We start from the raw sequence: 21,594 nt of genomic DNA, 5'->3' as shown, positions 1-21,594 counted from the left end.
TAACAGCTTTGTTTAGGGCAAATATTTAAATAGGTCATCTAAAACTTAATTAGTGCCAATAATGCCCCATGCGCCAATCCAGATATCACTTTCAACTGGATAACACGATTTTGTTGAACGGCTTGTAACCGTGACCACAGAGGATGATTGGTTAATTGTTTCAACCTTAATTCACTGTGTCATCCGAGAATTAAGAAAATAACATCACCACTGATTTGAGGACTTAATTCTAAGGAAGTATTTTCCTGATATTTACCTTGATTTTCATATGCACGAAGGTAAATACCCTGATCAATAAATTGTTTCTGATTGACATGGTCCTGATAATAGGGATGAATACCCGAGCTATAGCAGAACACAGGAAAATAGTTTGACTATTGATTAAACTGTTATTAATGACTTTTCAAGATAAAAAAGTTTTGTAAGCGTACACTGAGAAATAGTTACTAATTCATCATGACCACATTCTCCTCGAAGGCTAACCCTTTTACTAGGATCATCAACCACATTACGTCTATGACTTTCTACTATAGCATCATGTGTTGTGAAAGTTATTTCTACTTTCCTAAAAGTTTACTAAAAGTTTCATCTTGATGTTGCTCAATTACATGACCTTGCACTTGATAATTAAACCAAGACCAATTATATGTTAGCATTAACTCTTTTTCTAAAACTTGCACTTGCCAGGGTGAAATTTCCCAACCGCGATAGACATTTTCTAAACATTGGATATCACCAGCTCGTTTAAAAATAGTAGTAAAGGATTTTTGGTCTAACCGACCGTAATATCTCCCTTCTGGAAGGTCAATCATGGTTGGTGTAAAACGATGTCCACCAAAATGACTACCTTGCCAAACTCGAGTATTAGATAATAATAAATCTTTTAATGTTGTGATAGCTTGACGATAAAAAGGATTACCATATTTAGAGCAACATTTATCATGATTACCATGAGTACATACTAAAAAAATTCTAGGTTGAATATTTATGTCTTCGAATTCTTCTAGAGTTTCATTTCTGATACACCTTTCTATGATTGGTACTACATCATTGATATCTGATAGGATATATTCTTTCTTGCTATACCCTGAAAAAGACTCTTCAGTTTGGTAATAGATAATTAGACGAGTTTGCCCAAGTTTATAATAATTAGCATTGTAAATAAATACCAAGCGTAGAGACCATGCACCCTCATCAATAGCTGATCTTAAAGCTTGTAATTTACTAGTAATACATTTGGAATCTAGGGGATAAAATGTCCAAGGTGGTGGAGATGCAATCAGAACATAGTATCGGTGATTTGATGCACGACCAATGGGATCTTCGTTCGCTTGACAAGATTCTTCTGCACAGAAAAAACCGTTCATAATCAACTAGGAAATGAGAGATAATAACTTCACTTAATTACAACTATTAACAACAATGGAATATAATTTGCGTTTTTCTAGGTAGAGTTTTAGATTATCTTTGCTAACCCCTATAAAAAGGGGAGCATCCCAAATGCATAAGTTTACTTATTATCTGATTTAGTTACAGGCTTCATGGTTAGCGGCATTATTCAAGTAAAACCTTGGTATGATTCTCAGTATTTAATTCCTTTATTGGCCATGATCTTAGGCAGTTCTCTAACAAGAAATTCTCTAAGTTTAGAAGGCTTTACAGAAGATTTAATTAATCGTAGAGAACAAGGCGATTGCATAGCTAGTCTTAATTCTTAAAAAACCTCTGTGGAAAAAGTGAACAATCTCAGCAATTCTGAATATGTAGCCGCAGCTACTCAAATATTCAACACCAACGCACAAGAACAAATAGCTTGAGAAGAACTAGCAGCTTGTGTTGGTTTATCCACACCCGAAATAACAACTATCCTCAATTAACATAAAATCTTCATCAAACAGAAGGGGTTCTGAAATTCCTGGTTACTTACACCCAAATCTTGTAGATAACCCATCGCTTGGAGGGTTACTACAAGATTACCGCTGACTATATCATGTCCGTTTGATTTGAAGTATTTACATTTATTGGCTTGATACGGCGGGGCTCCCACCACATTACCAAGCCAGTAACAAAGAGAATCATGGGTGCTAAACCTACAATTATGTAGAGAATCCGGCTATAAATTCCCCCGAATCTTCCATACTGTAAAGGTTCAAAAGAATTGAGAATGTGATCGCCTAAAGGTAAAGAACGACTCTCAACTATTTGCAACGCCTTGCCTGTGTATTGATCAAATGAAATCTCACTCTGACCATACATAGAACTACCATCAGATAGCTTTTTAGCAACTGTAATTGCTTCCTCTGGTTTGTTAGCTACACGAATATATGTAGTTTTGGCATTTGGTATCGCTACTTCTGCTCTTTGCAGGATTTTCGACAATACCATTGGAGATTGACCAGAAACCGGTTGGGAAGAAACTTATGGACGTTTAGGTATCAAAGTAAGAGCATGAATAATCGGAACAGACTGATCATATAAATAAATTCCAACAAAAATCAGTGAAGCCAGTTAAAGCTAAAAATACAGCTACCATAATCCCTATCACTTTGTGAAGATCAAAACTTAAACGTTTAGGATGTCTATACCATTTAATTTTGAATCCATCCATGATTTTTCTCCAACCAGGGCACAATATTACTTCAGTAACACTAAGAATAAATAATAGTAGACCGACAATAGCAGTCGTAATTTGTCCAGGTTTACCTGCTCACAGTTCATAATGTAAACCTAAGGCAATACCCAGGACAGGATATTTTTCTCTTCCTGAAGCAAGCCCATTACCTGACCTGTATAAGGATTAATAAAAATTTGGGTTAGTTTATCAGCACTATCCTAAAGTCTGAAATGATAAGCAAAACTAACATTTTTAGGTAAAATAATTGTGCCAAGTTTTAAACCAGCTTGATTGGATATTGCTCCATGAATGGTATTGAAAATCGTATCAATTGAAAGAGGCTACCCCTGGGGATTCACATGACCAAACTTGCAGGTAACCAAAAAATCCTCCATTTCAGGTTCAAAGATTAAAAAACTACCAGTTAAACCGATAATTGCCGCAATTAACCCAACAACTAACCTGATATAGTAGTGAAGAATAAACGCCATGTCACACAGTTTTTTAGACTTCATTTTTCTGCCTTATCAATTTTCTGCCTTATCAATTTTCTGCCTTATCAATTTTCTACCTTATCAATTTTCTGCCTTATCAATTAAAGACTTTTCGTTCAGTTAAATGAGTTTTTATTTCCTTGCGTGTACGCCATGTTGTGTCGCATTTCCGTAGCTGGTAAGTGCCATTGCACTTACCATGTGAGAAAACTCAACTGCTGCTACAAAGGAATCACCACTCACAGCTTGAAAACGTCCCTCTGTTTCTGGTGTAAAATTAACAGCTCGAAAAAGTCCTAAATATCCATCACCACGATTGCTGGGTAAATCTATTTACCCAGCACGCAGACGGAAAACTTTTCCCCAATTAACATCTAAGCTGCCATATTTTTTTCTACTTCAGCGCCTACTGTTTCTAATAATTCAACCGCAGCTTTAGGGTTAGCTAAACCATCAGGTGTAGTGCGTGGTTGGCTTTCACTCCAAGGTTGACTGAAGGCTGTATCAAAATCTAATTTATCTGCCCAAGCGGTAAATAAAACGGCACCCCTACTATCTGCATCCGCTTGTCTATCCCATTTTGCGAAGATATCAGCGGCTCGTTTTGCTAATTCGTTACCATATTTGCGGGCTGGGGGAATTAAACCATCAAGAATTCGGTCTGCTAATTCCATGCGTGTAGAATGCTTATAGGTAATCATTTCCTCAAAGGAAATACTTTCATCGGCAGCTAACATTCTGGCAGAACGCTGGGGGCGGAAATTCATTGGACCCAGTGGTGCCATATATGGTGGATAATTATCTGCTTTGATAGCAGTGGGAAAAGTAGTTGTCCAAGGTGAATCATTGGCATTTTGTAACCAACCACTGGGCGGATCAATTACTTTTGGTAAATCTTGATAAGGGTGAAATTTAGTCCACAATCTTTTGGATATGTCCCCAGGAATAGTACCTTGCCAATATTTAAAGTCTCCTTGTTTTCCCACGGGAACTAGACCGTTAAACAAGTGCATAATATATCCTTTACGGTCGGCGTAAATTATGGTAAACATCGGCAGTTGCAACCGTTGTACTGCTTTTTCAAATGTGGTGAGATTTTTGGGGTTTGCCATATCCCACCACTGTTCTAATATGCCTGAACTCTCTTGGACAACTACCCTTAGTGCAACAACTTTAACATTTTTTTCACTAATTACAGAACCGTGAATAGAGTTTTTAACTGTGAATATTTGTTCTCGTAAAGAGCCATTTTTTTGTTTGACTTTTAGTTAAAAGTCTGCTTAGCGGGACTTAAACAAAAGTTAAGAGTAAAAACGAGTATGGTGCGGTTTCGGTGTAGCTTTCACGTTAAAAGAAGCTGATGAAAGAAACCACTGCCCCAGCAATGGCACCATGGTTTGAAAGATGGTGTTAAAGGTTTGATGATGTATTTACTCATCAAGGGTAAAAAAGAGAGTTTAGACATTATTTAGGGGGATGATTGGTTGAAAGTGACAGAAAAAACCTATTTGAAATGGCAGAGAATGCCCTAGGGGTGACGTACCACCGATTACACCACTTTTAACTGAAGCACCTTGGTCCAGTTCCCAAGTCAATGACCGTCGGTTAGAGATTATGAACAAGTGTAGTCAGAGGAGAATCACCAGAGGATTTAGCTTAATAATTGATGATTCTGTCCATAGAAAAACCGGGAATTTTAGGGATGGAGTAGGAAGAAAATATATTGGAGAAATTGGGACAAGGGACAATGGAATAGTAGTAGTAACAACACATCACATGTATATGAATGATGGCAGTAAAAGCTTAGCATTAGATATAGCCCACATTCCGCACCCTAAACTGCCACAGAGAGAAATTACGGAGAGAAAAAATCCAAGGGAGCATAAAAACAAAAATATGCAGTGAAAAAAGGCATTGGAGAAACAGTAAAGCACCAAAAATAGCATCAAAAGCTATTCTCAATAAGGAGCAATAAGAAAGAACACCGCCCAGAGGAGTCAACAGATAAATGAAGATATTCAAGAGATAAATCATAACTTAGACTAATAAATCGAAGTAAGAAAAGAAATTATGGACATAGTAAAATAGAGATATAAATCAAAGACATTAGCTTATTTTCTGATAGAAATTAAATTAATAGAGAGAAAAATTAGGTAACTAATTGATAGTAGGGAAAACAATGATATGGTAAAAGATTCACAATGAAATCTCTCTCTTGAGTCCAGTAACAGCTGTGTTTTTCTTGGTTAAGTGTAACTAAATAAATAGACTGAAAGCATGGAAAAATCCAGCGTAAAGTGGGGCTGTCAGTTGGTTTGCCCAATTGATTTTTACGGTTGACTTAGACTCTCTCACAGCGGTTGTAATCTGTCGTTGCGCTCAAGTATAAACCAGCAGAGATAAAGCCATAATCATTCCCAGGGAATCTATTCTCTCTGGACTTTTTAGGAAAATACTGTCTGCAAAAAATAATGGGTCTTTGAGAAAAGCAAACCCTCTCTGGCAAGACTGTTGAGCTTTATATTCATTCAAGATGGAGTCATGGGTAAGTTCATTTGAATCCAAAAAGTTTGTAGCAAAAACAAAACGCCCTGCCCTCATAAATTCTGTATTAATTTTACTTTCATTCTGGGAGACTGTAGATGATATTTCAGAGGATATCTCTCCTGAACTATCTTTTTTCTTAGATTTGATTTGAGTAAATTTACTCTGGTTAATTTGGTGACATTTGAATTGTTTGAATAGGTTAGATAACCCCTTGATAGCATCAGCTTCACAAGCGAATTTTTCTGGTGATAACTTTTTGAAATCTTGCACAGCTTTTGATTGTGCCTTGGTAATTTTTTGTGAGAGTTTACCTAGGTCTGATTCTCTTCTTTCTTGACTCTGTTTGCACTACTAACCATCTTTGTTCTATTCCTGGATAATTTACTGTTTTTGAAGCTAGTTTATATCCGGGTAAGTTACTATCAATAAATTCTGGTTCTGGTAATGTTGATATTCATCATTGTGCTGATTCTACGCTTAATGGCACTGGACATAACCAGCTTAAATCTGACATCATTCATCATTTTTAGATTTGATTCTGTATATAAGGACCAGTCTGCTACTATGAGACTGTTAACTTTTAATTGTTTTTGGTACTCTACTGCTATTTTAGCAAAGCATGATGAATCTGCTTGGTTTCCCGATGCTAGTTATAAAAATATTGGTATGTCTCCATCTCCTGAACATATCATTTCTATGATGAACTGTTTTAACTCCGGTCTATGGTCACCAGAATAACCGTAGGTGATGGTTATTTCTTTTGGTGATTTTACTGCTAATTCTTCTAGTTCTTGATTATTTCCTACTTTTTGACTCTCAAATATTACTTCTGGTAAGCTGGTATTATATTGCCCATGTACGTCCATTTATGATGAGTCTAGATGGCCTGCTCATAGGGATACTCCAAATTTTGGGGCTGCTTTTAAGGCGACAATAAAAAATATTCTATCCAATCCTTTTATAAATAGTTTATCGATGACTCTCCCCAGTTTATCGTCCTTGAGATATTCTGGTGTTACTCCTGGTCCTATTAGATGGTCACAGGGGATTGTTTCAAAATCTTGGAGAAACATATATAAGGGTTTTTATACAAATCCTAACCCGTTGATTATCATGGCTTTTACTACATGAACCGGACTTACTTTCTCTCCAATTTCAAGGATTATTTCTACTACTCCTATGGCGTCTATTATTCCTGCTACTATGCCTAAATGGTCTAGGTTTTGAATCTCCATTTTTTGAACCTTTGATTTCACAACAGAATTATCCACAACTCCTGTTGTGATTAAATCATTTCTTCTTCTGTTCTAATTTAATTTTTGAATCATTAAATTTTCTTTTCTTTTATCTTCCTTTACAAAACTTTAGTCTCTCACTCTATTCCCATTTTTATGATACTTGTTCTTATTAAGCCTTTTCTTCCTTGAAGGAGCTTTAGTTCCTGTGTACTACTATCTGTGACAGTTAGGGTGCCGAAGGTGGGTTTCATCACAACAGGAGTTGTGGATAATTCTGTTGTGAAATCAAAGGTTCAAAAAATGGAGATTCAAAACCTAGACCATTTAGGCATAGTAGCAGGAATAATAGACGCCATAGGAGTAGTAGAAATAATCCTTGAAATTGGAGAGAAAGTAAGTCCGGTTCATGTAGTAAAAGCCATGATAATCAACGGGTTAGGATTTGTATAAAAACCCTTATATATGTTTCTCCAAGATTTTGAAACAATCCCCTGTGACCATCTAATAGGACCAGGAGTAACACCAGAATATCTCAAGGACGATAAACTGGGGAGAGTCATCGATAAACTATTTATAAAAGGATTGGATAGAATATTTTTTATTGTCGCCTTAAAAGCAGCCCCAAAATTTGGAGTATCCCTATGAGCAGGCCATCTAGACTCATCATAAATGGACGTACATGGGCAATATAATACCAGCTTACCAGAAGTAATATTTGAGAGTCAAAAAGTAGGAAATAATCAAGAACTAGAAGAATTAGCAGTAAAATCACCAAAAGAAATAACCATCACCTACGGTTATTCTGGTGACCATAGACCGGAGTTAAAACAGTTCATCATAGAAATGATATGTTCAGGAGATGGAGACATACCAATATTTTTATAACTAGCATCGGGAAACCAAGCAGATTCATCATGCTTTGCTAAAATAGCAGTAGAGTACCAAAAACAATTAAAAGTTAACAGTCTCATAGTAGCAGACTGGTCCTTATATACAGAATCAAATCTAAAAATGATGAATGATGTCAGATTTAAGCTGGTTATGTCCAGTGCCATTAAGCGTAGAATCAGCACAATGATGAATATCAACATTACCAGAACCAGAATTTATTGATAGTAACTTACCCGGATATAAACTAGCTTCAAAAACAGTAAATTATCCAGGAATAGAACAAAGATGGTTAGTAGTGCAAACAGAGTCAAGAAAGAAGAGAATCAGACCTAGGTAAACTCTCACAAAAAATTACCAAGGCACAATCAAAAGCTGTGCAAGATTTCAAAAAGTTATCACCAGAAAAATTCGCTTGTGAAGCTGATGCTATCAAGGGGTTATCTAACCTATTCAAACAATTCAAATGTCACCAAATTAACCAGAGTAAATTTACTCAAATCAAATCTAAGAAAAAAGATAGTTCAGGAGAGATATCAGGGCGAACGCATGTAAATATGGTACATATTATATACTAAGAACCGAGAAAGGTAGGGAGGGCTGATGATATGGAGGTTGACCAATGAGGCTCTGATGGTAAGGTCATTGTAAAAGTAGAAGAAGAAAGTCCCAAAAAGTGTGAAGCTCAAGCCCGAAATCACGATTACTGACCACGTTGCACAGATGGAAGATCCAAGAGTAGAGGGGAGGAAACGACACAAGTTAATTGACATTCTTACCATTGGAATTTGTGCAGTAATTTGTGGAGCAGATAGTTGGGTGGCAATTGAACTCTATGGCTGCACAAAATATAAGTGGTTAAAAACCTTTTTAGAACTAGGAAATGGGCTCCGGTCCCAGGACACATTTGGAAGGGTATTTGCACAATTAAATCCGCAAAAATTTCAAAATTGTTTCTTGAACTGGATGAAATCAGTACATAAGATAAGGGATGGTGAAGTTGTGGCAATTGACGGGAAAACTTTATGTAGTTCTCATGGTAAAAATAGTGACTAGAGTGCAATCCAAATGGTAAGTGCATGGGCAACTACAAATAAATTAGTGTTGGGACAGGTGAAGGTGCATGAGAAATCAAATGAAATTACAGCAATTCCCGAATTATTAAAGGTTTTAGAATTAGCTGGATGTATTGTCAGGATTGATGCCATCGGGTGTCACAAAGACATAGTAAAGTTAATTACGCAAGAAAATGCAGATTATGTAATTACTTTAAAAAAGAACCAAGGTAATCTGTATGAGTCAGTAGAACAGCTATTTAAGTCAGGGATAAGTACAGGTTTTCAAGAGCTTCAACATATCACATATAAACCCGAAGAAACAGGGCATGGTCTTCATGAAATCCGCAATTATGTGATGTTACCTGGAATTGGGTTTCAGCTTGACCCTGATTCAGTTTGGTCAAATCTAAAAAGTGTTGGGATGGTAGAACCTATCGGACAAGTGGATGATAAAACAACAGTAGAGACTCGTTATTTTATTAGTAGTCTTGAGTCAAATGGAGAACAATTGGCTAATTCTGTCCGCAGCCATTGGGCAATAGAAAATTCATTGCGTTGGGTATTAGATGTAGCTTTAAAACAAGATGAATGCCGGATTAGGAAAGATAATGCTCCACAAAACTTTGCAGTAATGCGGCAGATAGCAGTCGATCTTTTGGGTAAAGAGAACCCCGTGAAGCGGGGGATAAAAAATAAACAGTTTTTGGCAGAAATGGATAATAACTCTTGAGAAAGAGTTTTAGCTTTAGCCTCAAATAACTTGTCAACAATTTACTTAATATTTTCTTCTACTTATTTTTACAGATAAGTTTACTTATTTATGGATGAATAGTTAGCTCATTTATCCTTAGCTAAGAGTTATTCAATTGGAGATAAGCTAATTCATCGCTTAATAAAAAAGTGATTGATTTTGTTTATATATCCATCAAGCTTTGCACTTATATAGATGATTTTAAAATCCTCATTAGTTTTTATTAGGAAATAAGGTGCGTTTCCCCTGGGTGCGGAGTAAACTTTGTGCTAATTCATCTAACCTAATTATTTGTGGACTATCCTTTTGGTCACTGGCAAGGACCTTGGGATTTTTAGCTAATCCTCCTCAATACTTTCAATTCCGATTCTCTATCTTGAATAAGAAAGATGTATTGTGGCCATATCCAGGATCTATAATTACTATTCCTGGTTGATAACCACGGCTTAACATCAGATCTATTAATTTAATTCCTAACTCAGGTTTATTCTCAAATAGAGGGTCTTGTTTCCCTTTGGGTCAAGAATCACCATGGTGATATAACTCTATATCTAATGGTAAGCTTTTACTGCCATCATAATAGATGTATGTGTTGTTACTACTACTATTCCAGTATCCCTTTTCCCAATTTCTCCAATATATTTTCTTCCTACTCCATCCCTAAAGTTCCCACTTTTTCTATGGTCATAATCATCAATTATTAAGCTAAATTCTCTGGTGATTCTCCTCTGACTACACTTGTTCATAATCTCTAACCGACGGTCATTGACTTGGGAACTGGACCAAGGTGCTTCAGTTAAAACGTGGTGTAATCGGTGTTACATAACTTCTAGGGCATTCTCTGCCATTTGAAATAGGTTTTTTCTCTCACTTTCACCCAATCATCCCCCTAAATCATGTCTAAACTCTCTTTTTTACCCTTCATGAGTAAATACACCATCAAACCTTTAACACCATCTTTCAAACCATGGTGCCATTGCTACGGCAGTGGTTTTTTTCATCAGCTTCTTTTAATGTGAAAGCTACACCGAAATCCCATTATACTCCTTTCTTTTTACTCTTAACTTTTGTTTAAATTCCGTTAGTTATTTGCATTCTTTCCCATTTGATAACCTGAAAATTGATCGGTCATCTATTCATCATTTACACGAAGAATCTGACAATTTGGGGCTTGTAAATGCAATTGTACAAACTGTCAAGATAATAATAAATATGCATATAATTGCTGAAGGCATTGAAACACATAATCAATTAGACCAGTTGAAGTTATTAAATTGTCAATTCGGACAAGGATATTTGTTTTGTAAACCCCTAGATTCTGAAAAATCACCTAAATTTATTTTAGATATTTCAGAATTTAAACTCAACTCTGAACAGTGATAATTTCCGTAACATATGTGTTCTATAGTTGAGTTGATTTACTAGCCACGAAATTATCATCGTTCTTCACGAAGGTAGTTTGATTTACCATAACTGCTCGGAAGGTGGTTCATAATTTATCATTGAAGTTCCCATCAGCAAATATTCGCAATAGGTTTTCCGATCGCTTTCTTCATAACATTATTAATTTTGAGAAACTGCTGCACAAGTTAATGATAGTTGCACCTGCAGAGAAGATTTATCATCGGCAACTAACTCAATTTTGCCCAAGGCATTGCGGTGCCAAGATGTAGCTTGAACGAGAGTTTCTGGGGATGAAGATATTTGTGCTGTCACCTCACCAGTTTTGGGGTATGGTGAGATATCACGTGCATCAGACCAAGGGCGCGCGCCTCATATCCTGTGTCGGATTTTGCGGTATTCCACCCCTTTCTGTGGCCACAAAACTGCTGTCATTTGTATTCGCGCAACCTATAGCAATTAGCTGGTATGAATCAACTAAGTTTACGGGTAATTCCACTAATCCAAAATTGGGATTGACTTGAGGTGTAGTAATTTGTACTGTGCCATTCACGCCAAATTCGGAACTGGCTGTAATGTCATTATCGGGAGTCAGTTGGTTGCGGAAGTCTAAACCGAGAATGCTATTAGTGGTGATGTTAATATTCCCACCGCGACCACGTACAGCATTAGCAATGCTATCACTATTCCTAGAACCGATGATAAACGGGGCATTGATACTAATGTTACCACCATTACCTGTATCACCAGCTTGGGCATTGAGTACACTGTGATCGCTCTGGCGCAAAAACTCAGAAAGATTTAACAGTAAGTTACCGCCATTACTAGCAACAGTTGAGGCATTGATTTGAGCATTTTGGTTGAGAACCAGCAATCGCCCTGTAATTTCTACAGTACCACCGTTGCCAGTTCCCGTACTGCGACTGGTAATTTGAGAGCCAGTTTGTAAGTTAATGCGGTCGGGGGCGGTAATACTTAAGTTGCCTGCTGTTCCCGATTGGGATGCCGCCGTGGAAATCACGGCATTGTCGATTAAATTTAAGGTGTTAGTATCAACTTTAAGCGTACCACTGTCACCTTACCCCAAGGATTGCCTATTGATGCTGCTTTGACTGAGGGCGATCGCATCAGCAATGATATCAACTACACCTGCATTGCCAATGCCTGTTGTATTGCTCGATATGCTACTTTGATTGTTCAGTTGTAAGCGTCCGGTGTTTAGCGTAATCTCGCCCCCTTTGCCAGTGCCACTCGTACCTCCAGAGAGCATGCTATTATCAAGATTCAAGGTGTTAGCCACTTGCAGATGTGGAGGAGTTGATAGAACTACCGTTCAGGAGGCTGAAGTCACCCGTGTTAATACCGATATTCCTAGCTCTTCCCTTACTACTTGTACTCCTGAGAATTTGACTCTGATTCAAAGTTACTAGACCTGAACTGGTGAAAGTGATATTCCCAAGGGAATCACTGCCTTTGCTGTCACTTTGAATCCTGCTGTTGGTGAGAGTGAGATTCCTAATACTACTAATGCTAACATCCCCCGAGCGCCCTGTTCTGTCACTCGGAATTGTGATTGAGCCTGTCACTCCGGTGTTTAAAGTCACTGGTTTACTTGTCTGGATCACGAGATCGGCGATCGCCAAATCTCCTTGACCAACAATTGACACAGTCCCCCCCTCAGCAGTATTGGATGTTAATGCAGATAATTGGTTTTGAGCTTCTAAGGAGACAGGACCGCCATTCCTGGGAGTTCCTTGGGGTGCTGAAAAAGTATACAAGCTGCTGCCATTGCCCAAGATATCCCCGTTTTGTGCCTTAAAGGCTATATAACCCCCATTCCCACTATTGCCTGTGACTGAGTAGGATAAGGAGTATAAATTGCTCTGATTAGAGAGGTTGCCATTAGTTGTGGATAGTATTATATCACCTCCATTCCCACTGTTTTCTTGTGCGCTGGAAAAGGAGTAGACAATTCCCTGGTTGGAGAGATTGCCATTAGTCGTGGATAGTGTGATATTGGCTCCATTCCCACTATTCCGGAGTGAGGTGGAAAAGGATATCAAACTGCTCCGGTTGGAGAGGCTGCCATTGGTTGTGGAAACTGTGATATTGCCTCCATTTCTAGATATACCATAGTAAGAAAATACTAATGAAATTCAGCTGCCATCGAGAGAAATATCACCCTTATTTGTGGAAATTATGATATCGCCACCGCTCAGAAAATGAGTATTACCAGAAATATTCCCGTTACTGATCAAATTCAGATTGCCCCCACTCTGAAGTGCCGCCTTGGGATGCTTGAAGGCCAGGATATCAATGCTCTGATTCCCCTGAACTGTTAGGTTTCTGTCTGCTTGGGCAACAAATGGAGCCGTGACGCTATCACGTATCTGTATGGTATGTTGAGCTTTTAGGGTCAAATCTCTCCCTGCTACCAGTTGCCCTTGTAATTCCAGGCTACCTGCTTCTAGGGTCAGATCTTGTCCGGTGGTGAGTTTTGCCCTGCACTTGAATCTGTGCTGCATTCTGTCCCATTTGTAACCCGATTGGCACACTCATTCTTAACAATGGCGGACTACTCGGATTGAGTGGACTAAACTCCGTCCCATCAGCAAATTTAATACTATTGGCTGTCGTCCCCACAAAGGAACCACCTAATATTGAATCGGGCATTTTGCCCAAAAATAATGCCCCTGGGGTTGAGCAAAAATAAATTGGCACTACCATTGGCTTGAATTAAACCATCAACATGAGAAACATTGCCGCCAGTTACACGACTAAAAATATTTTGGATATCTGTGGCATTGTTAAAAACTGCCGAACCATTTCTAGGAAGGGAGAATTGGCTGAAGCTATGAAATAAATTATTACCAACACGGCTACCGTTGGTGACGCTGTAATTATTACTTCCGGTCACAGTAGTGTTGAGAGTGCCATCGGGAATAACTTGAGCGTCAACGCCAATGTTATCAATATGCAGATGTGAAAATTGCGCTAATTTAGGATTAAGCCAGCAATACTTACTTTCATCACAATACCTTAGCCAAAAAAAAGGGTATGACAAGAGGGCTGATGTAGTAGAGTTATCGTCTTCCAAAACAACAAGTCAAAATCTCGCGGATTGCCCATCTTCAATATCCTAACGCTCTTGTAAAGACTGCTGCCAATCTTAACACTCTTACGAAAACTGCTAAGTAGAACGACGTGAAAAAACAAAAGTATGTAACAAGATGTAAATTAGCCTGAAAACCCCTTCCGTATTGCATGAGTGCCTATTGCCCTTTGGGTTCTCCAGTCACTCCCTGGGGGAAGGCGAAGCGCCTACATGGGGGAAACCACGCCACTGGCTTTATGCCGGGAAACCCGTCCGGTCCCCAAGACCACGCTGGTTCACCTCTTGCCTTGTCATAACGACAATTTTTAACCCCCAGTTACTTACCAGAAATAAAAGTGACGACGATGTGGCAATTGAGCTCCTTCGTTATGGCCATGTTAGCGATGAGTGACAGAGTCAGAATGTTGGCAATCTCTCGTTGGGCAGGCATAGCTGGTAGTTATCGGAAAGTGATGAGATTCTTTCAAACCAGAACTGGGGTCAACACCGATAGTATTAACTTGAACAGTGCCAGTCACACCAAATTGCGAACTGGCCGTGATATCACTATCAGAAGTTAGTTGGTCACGGAATTTCAATCCAAATATGCCTTGAGTAGTGATTTAGATGTTGCTACCTTGTCCAAATACAGCATTCGCTGAAATGTCGCTGTTTTCTTTTGGGACAGCAATAATAGACCCCGCACTCACGTTCATGTTGCCTCTTAAGCCTTGAAGATTTGCGATGGGCGACCAAAGAAGTTGAGTGCTGGCGTTCCTTGGGTGCGAATCCTTCCTTCCGGTATTTGCTCCAAGTAGCAATCCGACTGACTGGCAGACTCATAGTTAATAAGGGTAGTGGTGTGGCATCGCTGGCATTAAACTTGAATCCATTGGCAAATTTGATGCTGTCGGCTGTAGTCCCAATAAACGATCGACTCATATTCAAGCTGGCATTAGGCCCAAAAATAATAAGCTGTTAAGCACCTAAATTTAATATTTAGTAGCCTAGAGTCCTTGTAACAAGCCTTTTAGGTAAAAAAAGTAAATGCGTTAAGCTGTTACGCATTCTTTTAATGGGAGGGGAGTATCAAAAAAACTGCTAAAATATCTTAGATTAAAAAGTCTCAGTGTCTTTAGACCTGAGAGCGTAAATCTGTTAATAGCTGGCTGTAAAAAACAAAGTCATTCATATTCACTCAGTATTGTCTCAACCAACATTAAACAAGTTGTTAAATTTCATCTTTAAACTAAAACTTCTAAAACTGGGCTTGATTCTAGCAGCGGTATTATGCAGCTACCATCAAGCAAACGCTCAAACTTCCAATTCTCCGACTTCACCATCTGGACGCTTAGAAGATATTCCTGTTGCTCCCTTACTGTCGGATGTGTTACCTCAACCATCAGATCAGGAGCAATTACTTCCACTTGTGCCACTACCGGAACAGCCAGCACCAGGAGAGGATGATGCTAATACCAAATTCCAGGTTGATCGCATTAAAGTTGTCGGTAGTACAGTTTTCACACCAAAACAGTTTGCGGCGATTACATCTCCCTTTGTCGGACGGGAGGTCTCCTTTGTAGAGATATTGCAAATTAAAGATGCCATCACTAAGCTATACACTGACCATGGTTATGTCACAACAGGGGCTTTAATTACACCACAGACATTAGAAGCTGGAGTCCTTAAACTTCAGGTGGTAGAGGGCAGTTTATCAGAAATTAAAATCGTTGGTAATCGGCAATTGCGTAGTCAATACATTCGCGAGCGCATCCGAATAGGTGCTGGTAAACCCTTGAATATACCGCGCTTAATCGAAAAGCTGCAACTCCTCCGCCTCGATCCGCGCATTCAAAACTTGTCAGCTGAGTTACAGATGGGTGTGCATCCCGGCAGCAATATATTGCAAGTAGAGGTTCAAGAAGCTGACACTGTCTCACTCATAACAACTTTAGATAATGGGCGATCACCTAGTGTCGGTAGTTTTCGTCAGGGTGTGGATTTCAAAGAAGCCAATTTACTAGGTTTAGGGGACACGCTCAGTGTGGGATACACTAATACCGATGGCAGTGATACAATCAATCTGAATTACAAACTACCGATTAACGCTGGCAATGGTACTGTCTGGTTTGGTTTTAACCAAGGATGGAATCATGTAATTGAAGAACCGTTCAGCATCCTTGATATTCAATCACACACTAGGTCTTACGAATTCGGCTATCGGCAACCACTGATACAAAAGCCAACCCAGGAATTGGCAGTGGAACTATCGTTATCACACCAAGAAAGCCACACTGAGTTAGGTCTTAATGATATTGGCGGGTTTCCTTTATACGTCGGTGCAGATGCGGACGGAAAAACTAAGATTTCTGTCCTGCGTTTTACTCAGGAGTATAACCAACGCAGTAATCAGCAAGTTATTGCAGTGCGATCGCAATTTAGTTTGGGGGTAGATTGGTTCGAGGCTAATGTCAATGAAGATAAGCCAGATAGCCGCTTTTTCGCGTGGCGAGGACAGGCACAGTGGGTGCAACAGTTAGCACCAGACACTCTGTTTTTAGCTAAGGGCGATTTACAACTAGCAGCAGATACTGTCGTGCCTTTCGAGCAATTTGGCATTGGTGGACAACTAAGTGTACGAGGCTATCGCCAAGATACATTACTTACTGACAATGGCATATTATTTTCAGCTGAATTTCGGTTGCCAATTTTGCATACCTCCAATCTGGGAGGATTGCTACAACTGACCCCATTCATCGACGTGGGTCAGGGCTGGAATACTAAGGGTGACAATCCATCACCTAGTATGTTAGTTGGTACTGGGTTAGGACTACTGTGGAAACAGAGTAATAACTTCTCAACCCGTCTGGATTGGGGTATTCCTCTCACATCAGTAGATAGCGAAAAGCGCTCGCTTCAGGAAAATGGATTGTACTTCTCCGTGCAGTATTCGCCATTTTGACCTTCTGTTTCTACAGGATATTAAGGATATTATCCACTATTTAATTTCTCGAATTTGGCAGAGTAATAATAAATTTCGTTCCTTTGCCAAAAGTTGAAAAGCAATTGATTTCTCCATTGTGTTTATCGACAACAATTTGGTAGCTGATAGCTAACCCTAGACCAGTTCCTTTACCCACAACCTTAGTTGTAAAAGAGGGCTCAAAAATTCTAGCTTGCACATCAGGTGGCATACCAATAGCATTATCTTCAATGCAAATTGCAACATTTCGTTCCTCATTATCGACCGATGTAGTGATCGTGATGGTGTGAGGATAACAAACAGCTATCTCCTGATCTAAATGGTTTTGATGCAAGTCATCAAAGGCATCAATCGCATTGGCGATAATGTTCATAAATACCTGGTTCATCTGTCCGGGATAGCAAATGATGGAAGGCAAAGTACCATATTGCCTAACAACCTCGATTGTGGGGCGATTACCTTGATTTTTGAGTCGATGTTTCAATAACATTAAGGTACTATCCATCCCTTCATGAATCTGAAACTCCACTTTAGATGAGATATCAGATCGGGCAAAGGTTCTGAGAGAAAGGCTGATGTCCTTAAGACGATCAATTCCCTGATGCATTGATAGGAGAATTTTTGGTAAATCCTCTATCAGATACTCTAAATCAATTTCTTCAAGGAGTTCTTCAATTTCCGGGTCTAGATGTGGTAATTTTTGCTGTTGGAGATTTACTAAACGAAGGATGTCCTTAACATATTCCTCAATGTGATAGCAATTTCCACTAATAAAACCAATGGGGTTATTAATCTCATGACCTATACCTGCAACAAGTTGTCCAAGAGTGGACATTTTCTCACTTTGGATGAGTTGTAGTTGGGTTTGTTTTAACTGTTGTAGAGATTGGGTTAACTCTGCGGTGCGTTCTTGGACTCTTTGTTCTAGGGTACGGGTGAGATTGGATATTTTTAGGTGTAACTTTAATCTAGCAATGACTTCTTCATGTTGGAAGGGTTTGGTAATGTAGTCAACTGCACCAATTTCCAGTCCTTTAACTTTGTCTGTAGGATCGCATAAGGCAGTCATGAAAATGACCGGGGTATTGTAAGTGAGGGGATTGGCTTTTAATCTACGACAAGTTTCAAATCCATCCAGACCTGGCATCATTACATCGAGGAGAATCAAATCAGGATGAGCATATTCTGTTTGTCTGATCGCTGACTCTCCATCCGTCGCCATCAGAGCTTTCCAACCACATCGCTGAATTGCTTCTGATAAAACTTTGAGATTATTGGGATTGTCATCTACCAAAAGGACGTATGTTGTTTTCAAAAGTGGTTTGGTGATCATTGATGTGACTCCCCAGTAACAAATGATTTCAGGAACTGACAAATTTTTGTAGTTTGGAAGTTGGCAGCAAGTTTGCTCATTTCAGTGGTGAAGGGAGCTAGCTGACTGTTTTGCTGAATTAGCTCTTCTATTATTCCCTCAATCTCCGATATATCTCCCATCATCGCCAAATGATAGAGTTGCTGTAAAACATCCTGTGATGGTAGAAGTAATTCATCACTATTTTTATGCTGAGATTGATAAGAAGATCGTAAATCTGGAGATTGGGCATAAATCCACTCGACTTTTAGCAGCGATTGCAGGACATTGAATAGTTCATCAATTTGCAGGGGTTTGGGTAAGAACGCTGTTGCTCCGGCCTGCAAACTCTGTTGCCGATTTTCCTCGAATACACTCGCTGTAGAGACAATGATTGGAATAGAACTAGTTTGTGGATTCTCTTGCAGGTGAACCATTAGCTCCAAGCCATCCATATTAGGCATAGCTAAATCAAGCAAAATCACATCTGGGTGATATTGGTTTACCATTTGTAGTCCCTGTTTACCATCGCTTGCTTCTAGAATTTGACAGCCAATGTTTTCTAGCAGACAGTTCAGGATAGAACGGTGGTTGCCATCATCATCGATAATCAAAATTTGTGGTGTACTACCCCGAATACCGATGACTTTCTGGTGGGTTGGGGCGTAACCCGATGTCTGCCAGTCATGGCAAACTGGTACGGGTACTGTCAAATCCAGCCAAAATAGACTACCTTTACCCAGCTGACTATGTACTTGAATTGGGCTACCCATCAGTTCCGCGATTCTTTGACTAATTGCTAATCCCAAACCAGTACCTTCAGATTTCCGTCCCACTTCACCTACTTGTTCAAAGGCCAAAAATATTTTCTCTAATTGGTCTGATGACATCCCGATACCTGTATCTTCTATCTGGAAGCGAATCTTCTGATATGTTATTTGTGTAGTTTCATTTGTTATTTGTTGAAACTCTGGCTCTATGAAATCTGCTTTGAATGTGACACTACCATCATCTGTAAATTTGATAGCGTTGCCTAGTAAGTTGATCAAGACTTGGCGTAACCGCTTCTCATCTACTTGAATGACAACTGGTAAGCGATCACTTATGGAGACATGAAATGCAATTCCCTTCTGCTCTGCTCGGATACTACAAATCTCGCTCACACCATGTAAAAAGCTGGGCAGATGTACATTAGTTGCCACCAGTTCGAATTTACGAGCTTCTATTTTTGACAGGTCGAGAATATCATTAATCAACAATAAGAGATGTGAACCGCATTGGTAAATAATGTTCACGCCTTCTCGATCTTTCTGTTCCATAGTTGGTGATACCTCCAGCACCTGAGCAAAACCAAGGATACCATTAAGCGGTGTACGTAGCTCGTGGCTCATATTTGCTAGAAACTCGCTCTTGGCCAAGCAAGCAGCATCAGCTCCTTGCTTGGCTTCCAGTAGTTCATAAGTTCGCTCTTCAACTTTTAACTCCAGAGTTTTGGAATAATCTAAAAGTTGACCATTGGCAATTTCTAGTTGCTGATTAGTTTCTTCTAACTTCTGTTGTTTATAGGTATTAGTTGTGGCAATTACACAGATGATAAAGCTAGCTAAGGAGGGTGTCACTGGAATCAAAACACCATGTAAAAACATTCCGTAGCCACCCCCCAGCAATCCTGCACTTATGGATACAGTTGCCCAAAGAATTTTTCCCCCAGGAATCTGTCTTCCCTTACGCGCACTGACTAACCACCAACTACCACTAGAACCAATTACAGACCACAAAATAATCCAAAGCGACGCAGCTATACCAGAAAGACCATGCAGGTTGCCTTTCCCTGTTTTTGCCCCTCGCACTAGTTGATGGGCAATATTGGCATGGATCACAATCCCAGGTGTTGCTTCACCAGATGCAGGTTTTTGGATAGAAATCAAGGAAGAGCTGAATGGTGTGTCAAAGAAGTCTTTGATACTGACAGCGGTTGACCCAATAAATACCATGCGATCACGCATCAGGTCTGGGGGAATTTTTCCTGCTAACACATCGCGCATGGCAACCCTGTGAAACGCAGTTTCCGAACCATACCAATTGAGGAGAATTTGATAGCCTCCTAAATCAAATTCGGTATACCCTGCTACTTTATTTCCTATTGGTAAGTAGATTTGCTTGCCCAGGCTAAACTTCTGTCGCTTTGCATCAACGGATTTTAAGCTGATGTTTTCGGATTCCAGGTACTTGATTGCTACAAGGGTTGCCAATCCTCCTTTGGGTTGGTCGTTTGCTTGGGCATCGTTCGCTGTCAAGAGGGCGCGGCGCACATGGCGATCACCATCCAACAACAAATCGGCTAATCCTACTTGCTCTTTTTTCAGTTCCGGTGGTGGTTTGACACGCTCACCGCTAATTTTTTCAACACCAATCAAATTAGAAGTAGTGCGGAAAATTTCGACGAGTTGTTCATAACCATTACCTTCTGGTAAATCCCGATAGAGATCCAAGCCGATAACGCGGGGTTGTTGCGCTCGGATTATTTCCAGTAATTGTGCTAGTGACCTATCTGGAACTGGCCATTTACCCACTGAATGGATATCATCTTCATCAATTGTGACAATGACGATTTCGTTAGCTAATGTATTGGGCGAACACCACAGAAAAGTGCCTGCTTCACACGAACGCATTCGCACCCATTCATCACGAAGTTTCCACTCAGGCAAATTGAAAATTCCCAACAACTCCCCAACAATTACTGTCAGGGCAACACTAGGAGTAATAATAAAAACGCTACGAGTACGATGGATGAAAGCTTGGAATTTACGCCACATATTTCCGTGACACGCTTGAGTGAGGGTTTGTTAAAAAAGTTTTTTCGTGATAGCGTAGCGTGGCGTAAGCCATGAAGTAGAAATCAGGAGTTAGGAAGAGAAGTGAAAGAGTTTTCAAAATTATTTAAAACCTTAAAAAGTGTTTGAATTTTTATACTAAGTAGGTTGGCGTTAAAAATTGTCGTTATGACAAGGCAAGAGGTGAACCAGCGCGGTCTTGGGGAGCCACTGCGGTGGACGGGTTTCCCGGCATAAACCCAGTGGCGTGGTTTCCCCCATGTAGGCGCTTCGCCTTCCCCCAGGGAGTGACTGGAGAACCCGAAGGGCAAGAGGGACTCATGCAATAGGTTTTGGTCAAT

Annotated in this window: 17 protein-coding genes and 10 pseudogenes; 8 read left to right on the top strand and 19 right to left on the bottom strand. The window is 39.5% G+C overall.

The features are described 5' to 3' along the window. Positions 1–38 precede the first annotated feature (38 nt). Both AAZO_RS41755 and AAZO_RS21330 read right to left on the bottom strand, forming a co-directional pair. Positions 39–164, bottom strand: a complete 126-nt coding sequence (locus tag AAZO_RS41755; protein WP_266886624.1) for a hypothetical protein — start codon at positions 162–164, stop codon at positions 39–41. A gap of 393 nt (positions 165–557) precedes the next feature. After that, positions 558–1,367, bottom strand: a complete 810-nt coding sequence (locus tag AAZO_RS21330) for a sucrase ferredoxin (RefSeq protein WP_013192780.1) — start codon at positions 1,365–1,367, stop codon at positions 558–560. A 171-nt stretch (positions 1,368–1,538) separates the two neighbouring features. Between AAZO_RS21330 and AAZO_RS31795 the strand changes: the two are divergent. Then, a pseudogene (locus tag AAZO_RS31795) lies at positions 1,539–1,718 on the top strand (ABC transporter permease); the annotation flags it as partial. 265 nt (positions 1,719–1,983) lie between these two features. Here AAZO_RS31795 and AAZO_RS39725 read toward each other — a convergent pair. The 4 genes and pseudogenes from AAZO_RS39725 to AAZO_RS21320 form a co-directional block, all read right to left on the bottom strand. Continuing rightward, a complete protein-coding gene (locus tag AAZO_RS39725) occupies positions 1,984–2,385 on the bottom strand; it encodes a PepSY-associated TM helix domain-containing protein (RefSeq protein WP_228371341.1) in 402 nt (133 codons plus the stop codon). Between the two features lie 85 nt (positions 2,386–2,470). Then, positions 2,471–2,656, bottom strand: a complete 186-nt coding sequence (locus tag AAZO_RS39720) for a PepSY domain-containing protein (protein WP_266889695.1) — start codon at positions 2,654–2,656, stop codon at positions 2,471–2,473. Positions 2,657–2,955: 299 nt separating this feature from the next. Further along, positions 2,956–3,129, bottom strand: coding sequence for a PepSY domain-containing protein (locus AAZO_RS39715; RefSeq protein ID WP_228371340.1), 174 nt, complete (start codon positions 3,127–3,129; stop codon positions 2,956–2,958). A gap of 76 nt (positions 3,130–3,205) precedes the next feature. After that, positions 3,206–4,376 (bottom strand): annotated as a pseudogene (locus AAZO_RS21320) (penicillin acylase family protein); the annotation flags it as partial. A 92-nt stretch (positions 4,377–4,468) separates the two neighbouring features. Between AAZO_RS21320 and AAZO_RS31790 the strand changes: the two are divergent. Further along, a pseudogene (locus tag AAZO_RS31790) lies at positions 4,469–4,941 on the top strand (transposase); the annotation flags it as partial. On the opposite strand, the gene AAZO_RS39710 reads toward AAZO_RS31790, so the two are convergent. Next, positions 4,918–5,142 carry a hypothetical protein gene (locus AAZO_RS39710; RefSeq protein WP_013192779.1) on the bottom strand — a complete coding sequence of 75 codons (225 nt, stop codon included), beginning with the start codon at positions 5,140–5,142 and terminating at the stop codon, positions 4,918–4,920. The pseudogene AAZO_RS31790 and the gene AAZO_RS39710 overlap by 24 nt on opposite strands. Before the next feature lie 115 nt (positions 5,143–5,257). Then, positions 5,258–6,890: pseudogene (locus AAZO_RS44175) on the bottom strand (IS1634 family transposase). 303 nt (positions 6,891–7,193) lie between these two features. Between AAZO_RS44175 and AAZO_RS44170 the strand changes: the two are divergent. Both AAZO_RS44170 and AAZO_RS21270 read left to right on the top strand, forming a co-directional pair. Beyond that, a pseudogene (locus AAZO_RS44170) lies at positions 7,194–8,320 on the top strand (IS1634 family transposase); the annotation flags it as partial. A gap of 139 nt (positions 8,321–8,459) precedes the next feature. Then, positions 8,460–9,569 (top strand): annotated as a pseudogene (locus AAZO_RS21270) (ISAs1 family transposase). Positions 9,570–9,848: 279 nt separating this feature from the next. On the opposite strand, the pseudogene AAZO_RS31770 reads toward AAZO_RS21270, so the two are convergent. Then, positions 9,849–10,591 (bottom strand): annotated as a pseudogene (locus AAZO_RS31770) (IS701 family transposase); the annotation flags it as partial. Between the two features lie 31 nt (positions 10,592–10,622). Between AAZO_RS31770 and AAZO_RS31765 the strand changes: the two are divergent. After that, positions 10,623–10,970 carry an EAL domain-containing protein gene (locus tag AAZO_RS31765; protein ID WP_081462854.1) on the top strand — a complete coding sequence of 116 codons (348 nt, stop codon included), beginning with the start codon at positions 10,623–10,625 and terminating at the stop codon, positions 10,968–10,970. A 183-nt stretch (positions 10,971–11,153) separates the two neighbouring features. Here the strand turns inward: AAZO_RS31765 and AAZO_RS27580 are convergent. The 5 genes and pseudogenes from AAZO_RS27580 to AAZO_RS27565 all read right to left on the bottom strand — a co-directional run. Continuing rightward, positions 11,154–11,826: pseudogene (locus AAZO_RS27580) on the bottom strand (filamentous hemagglutinin); the annotation flags it as partial. A 243-nt stretch (positions 11,827–12,069) separates the two neighbouring features. After that, positions 12,070–12,291 carry a hypothetical protein gene (locus tag AAZO_RS27575; RefSeq protein ID WP_049790883.1) on the bottom strand — a complete coding sequence of 74 codons (222 nt, stop codon included), beginning with the start codon at positions 12,289–12,291 and terminating at the stop codon, positions 12,070–12,072. Next, entirely contained in the window at positions 12,284–12,769 is a 486-nt protein-coding gene (locus AAZO_RS34390) for a hypothetical protein (protein WP_144031355.1), read from the bottom strand. The genes AAZO_RS27575 and AAZO_RS34390 overlap by 8 nt, the downstream gene beginning before the upstream one ends. Before the next feature lie 378 nt (positions 12,770–13,147). Then, positions 13,148–13,516 (bottom strand): hypothetical protein, encoded by a 369-nt coding sequence (locus tag AAZO_RS35800; RefSeq protein WP_049790882.1) that lies wholly within the window; start codon positions 13,514–13,516, stop codon positions 13,148–13,150. Then, positions 13,488–13,971: pseudogene (locus tag AAZO_RS27565) on the bottom strand (filamentous hemagglutinin N-terminal domain-containing protein); the annotation flags it as partial. The pseudogene AAZO_RS27565 and the gene AAZO_RS35800, both read right to left, overlap by 29 nt. A gap of 284 nt (positions 13,972–14,255) precedes the next feature. Between AAZO_RS27565 and AAZO_RS35795 the strand changes: the two are divergent. Together AAZO_RS35795 and AAZO_RS41740 are read left to right on the top strand one after the other, a co-directional pair. Continuing rightward, a complete protein-coding gene (locus tag AAZO_RS35795) occupies positions 14,256–14,402 on the top strand; it encodes a hypothetical protein (RefSeq protein WP_187289549.1) in 147 nt (48 codons plus the stop codon). 48 nt (positions 14,403–14,450) lie between these two features. Then, on the top strand, positions 14,451–14,666 hold the full coding sequence (locus tag AAZO_RS41740) for a hypothetical protein (protein ID WP_144031354.1): 216 nt from the start codon (positions 14,451–14,453) through the stop codon (positions 14,664–14,666). Here the strand turns inward: AAZO_RS41740 and AAZO_RS39665 are convergent. Continuing rightward, positions 14,565–14,768 (bottom strand): annotated as a pseudogene (locus tag AAZO_RS39665) (hypothetical protein); the annotation flags it as partial. The gene AAZO_RS41740 and the pseudogene AAZO_RS39665 sit on opposite strands and share 102 nt — an antisense overlap. Next, complete coding sequence (locus AAZO_RS44165) at positions 14,719–15,027, bottom strand: hypothetical protein (RefSeq protein ID WP_420807033.1); 309 nt, start codon at positions 15,025–15,027, stop codon at positions 14,719–14,721. The gene AAZO_RS44165 and the pseudogene AAZO_RS39665, both read right to left, overlap by 50 nt. A 262-nt stretch (positions 15,028–15,289) precedes the next feature. On the opposite strand from AAZO_RS44165, the gene AAZO_RS21240 reads away from it, so the two are divergent. Further along, the gene (locus AAZO_RS21240) at positions 15,290–17,047 is read left to right on the top strand and encodes a ShlB/FhaC/HecB family hemolysin secretion/activation protein (RefSeq protein ID WP_013192777.1); all 1,758 of its coding nucleotides are present in this window, start codon (positions 15,290–15,292) and stop codon (positions 17,045–17,047) included. 40 nt (positions 17,048–17,087) lie between these two features. Here AAZO_RS21240 and AAZO_RS21235 read toward each other — a convergent pair whose 3' ends face one another. From AAZO_RS21235 to AAZO_RS35790, 3 genes are all read right to left on the bottom strand, one after another. Beyond that, positions 17,088–18,401 (bottom strand): hybrid sensor histidine kinase/response regulator, encoded by a 1,314-nt coding sequence (locus AAZO_RS21235; RefSeq protein ID WP_013192776.1) that lies wholly within the window; start codon positions 18,399–18,401, stop codon positions 17,088–17,090. Next, on the bottom strand, positions 18,398–21,235 hold the full coding sequence (locus AAZO_RS21230) for a CHASE2 domain-containing protein (protein WP_013192775.1): 2,838 nt from the start codon (positions 21,233–21,235) through the stop codon (positions 18,398–18,400). The genes AAZO_RS21235 and AAZO_RS21230 overlap by 4 nt, the downstream gene beginning before the upstream one ends. Positions 21,236–21,419: 184 nt before the next feature. After that, entirely contained in the window at positions 21,420–21,593 is a 174-nt protein-coding gene (locus AAZO_RS35790) for a hypothetical protein (protein ID WP_187289548.1), read from the bottom strand. Between the last annotated feature and the right edge of the window lies 1 nt (position 21,594).

Source organism: 'Nostoc azollae' 0708, assembly GCF_000196515.1.
Taxonomy (GTDB): domain Bacteria; phylum Cyanobacteriota; class Cyanobacteriia; order Cyanobacteriales; family Nostocaceae; genus Trichormus_B; species Trichormus_B azollae.
This window is presented reverse-complemented; position numbering and strand designations above follow the sequence as displayed.

Bases quoted from the DNA above. Each gene is read 5' to 3' on its own strand.
- AAZO_RS39715 (WP_228371340.1), bottom strand. From the start codon at position 3,129: ATGAAGTCTAAAAAACTGTGTGACATGGCGTTTATTCTTCACTACTAT.
- AAZO_RS41740 (WP_144031354.1), top strand. From the start codon at position 14,451: ATGTGGCAATTGAGCTCCTTCGTTATGGCCATGTTAGCGATGAGTGAC.
- AAZO_RS21235 (WP_013192776.1), bottom strand. From the start codon at position 18,401: ATGATCACCAAACCACTTTTGAAAACAACATACGTCCTTTTGGTAGAT.
- AAZO_RS35795 (WP_187289549.1), top strand. From the start codon at position 14,256: ATGAGTGCCTATTGCCCTTTGGGTTCTCCAGTCACTCCCTGGGGGAAG.
- AAZO_RS21330 (WP_013192780.1), bottom strand. From the start codon at position 1,367: ATGAACGGTTTTTTCTGTGCAGAAGAATCTTGTCAAGCGAACGAAGAT.
- AAZO_RS35800 (WP_049790882.1), bottom strand. From the start codon at position 13,516: ATGCAGCACAGATTCAAGTGCAGGGCAAAACTCACCACCGGACAAGAT.
- AAZO_RS39710 (WP_013192779.1), bottom strand. From the start codon at position 5,142: ATGATTTATCTCTTGAATATCTTCATTTATCTGTTGACTCCTCTGGGC.
- AAZO_RS21230 (WP_013192775.1), bottom strand. From the start codon at position 21,235: ATGTGGCGTAAATTCCAAGCTTTCATCCATCGTACTCGTAGCGTTTTT.
- AAZO_RS44165 (WP_420807033.1), bottom strand. From the start codon at position 15,027: ATGAGTCGATCGTTTATTGGGACTACAGCCGACAGCATCAAATTTGCC.
- AAZO_RS39725 (WP_228371341.1), bottom strand. From the start codon at position 2,385: ATGGTATTGTCGAAAATCCTGCAAAGAGCAGAAGTAGCGATACCAAAT.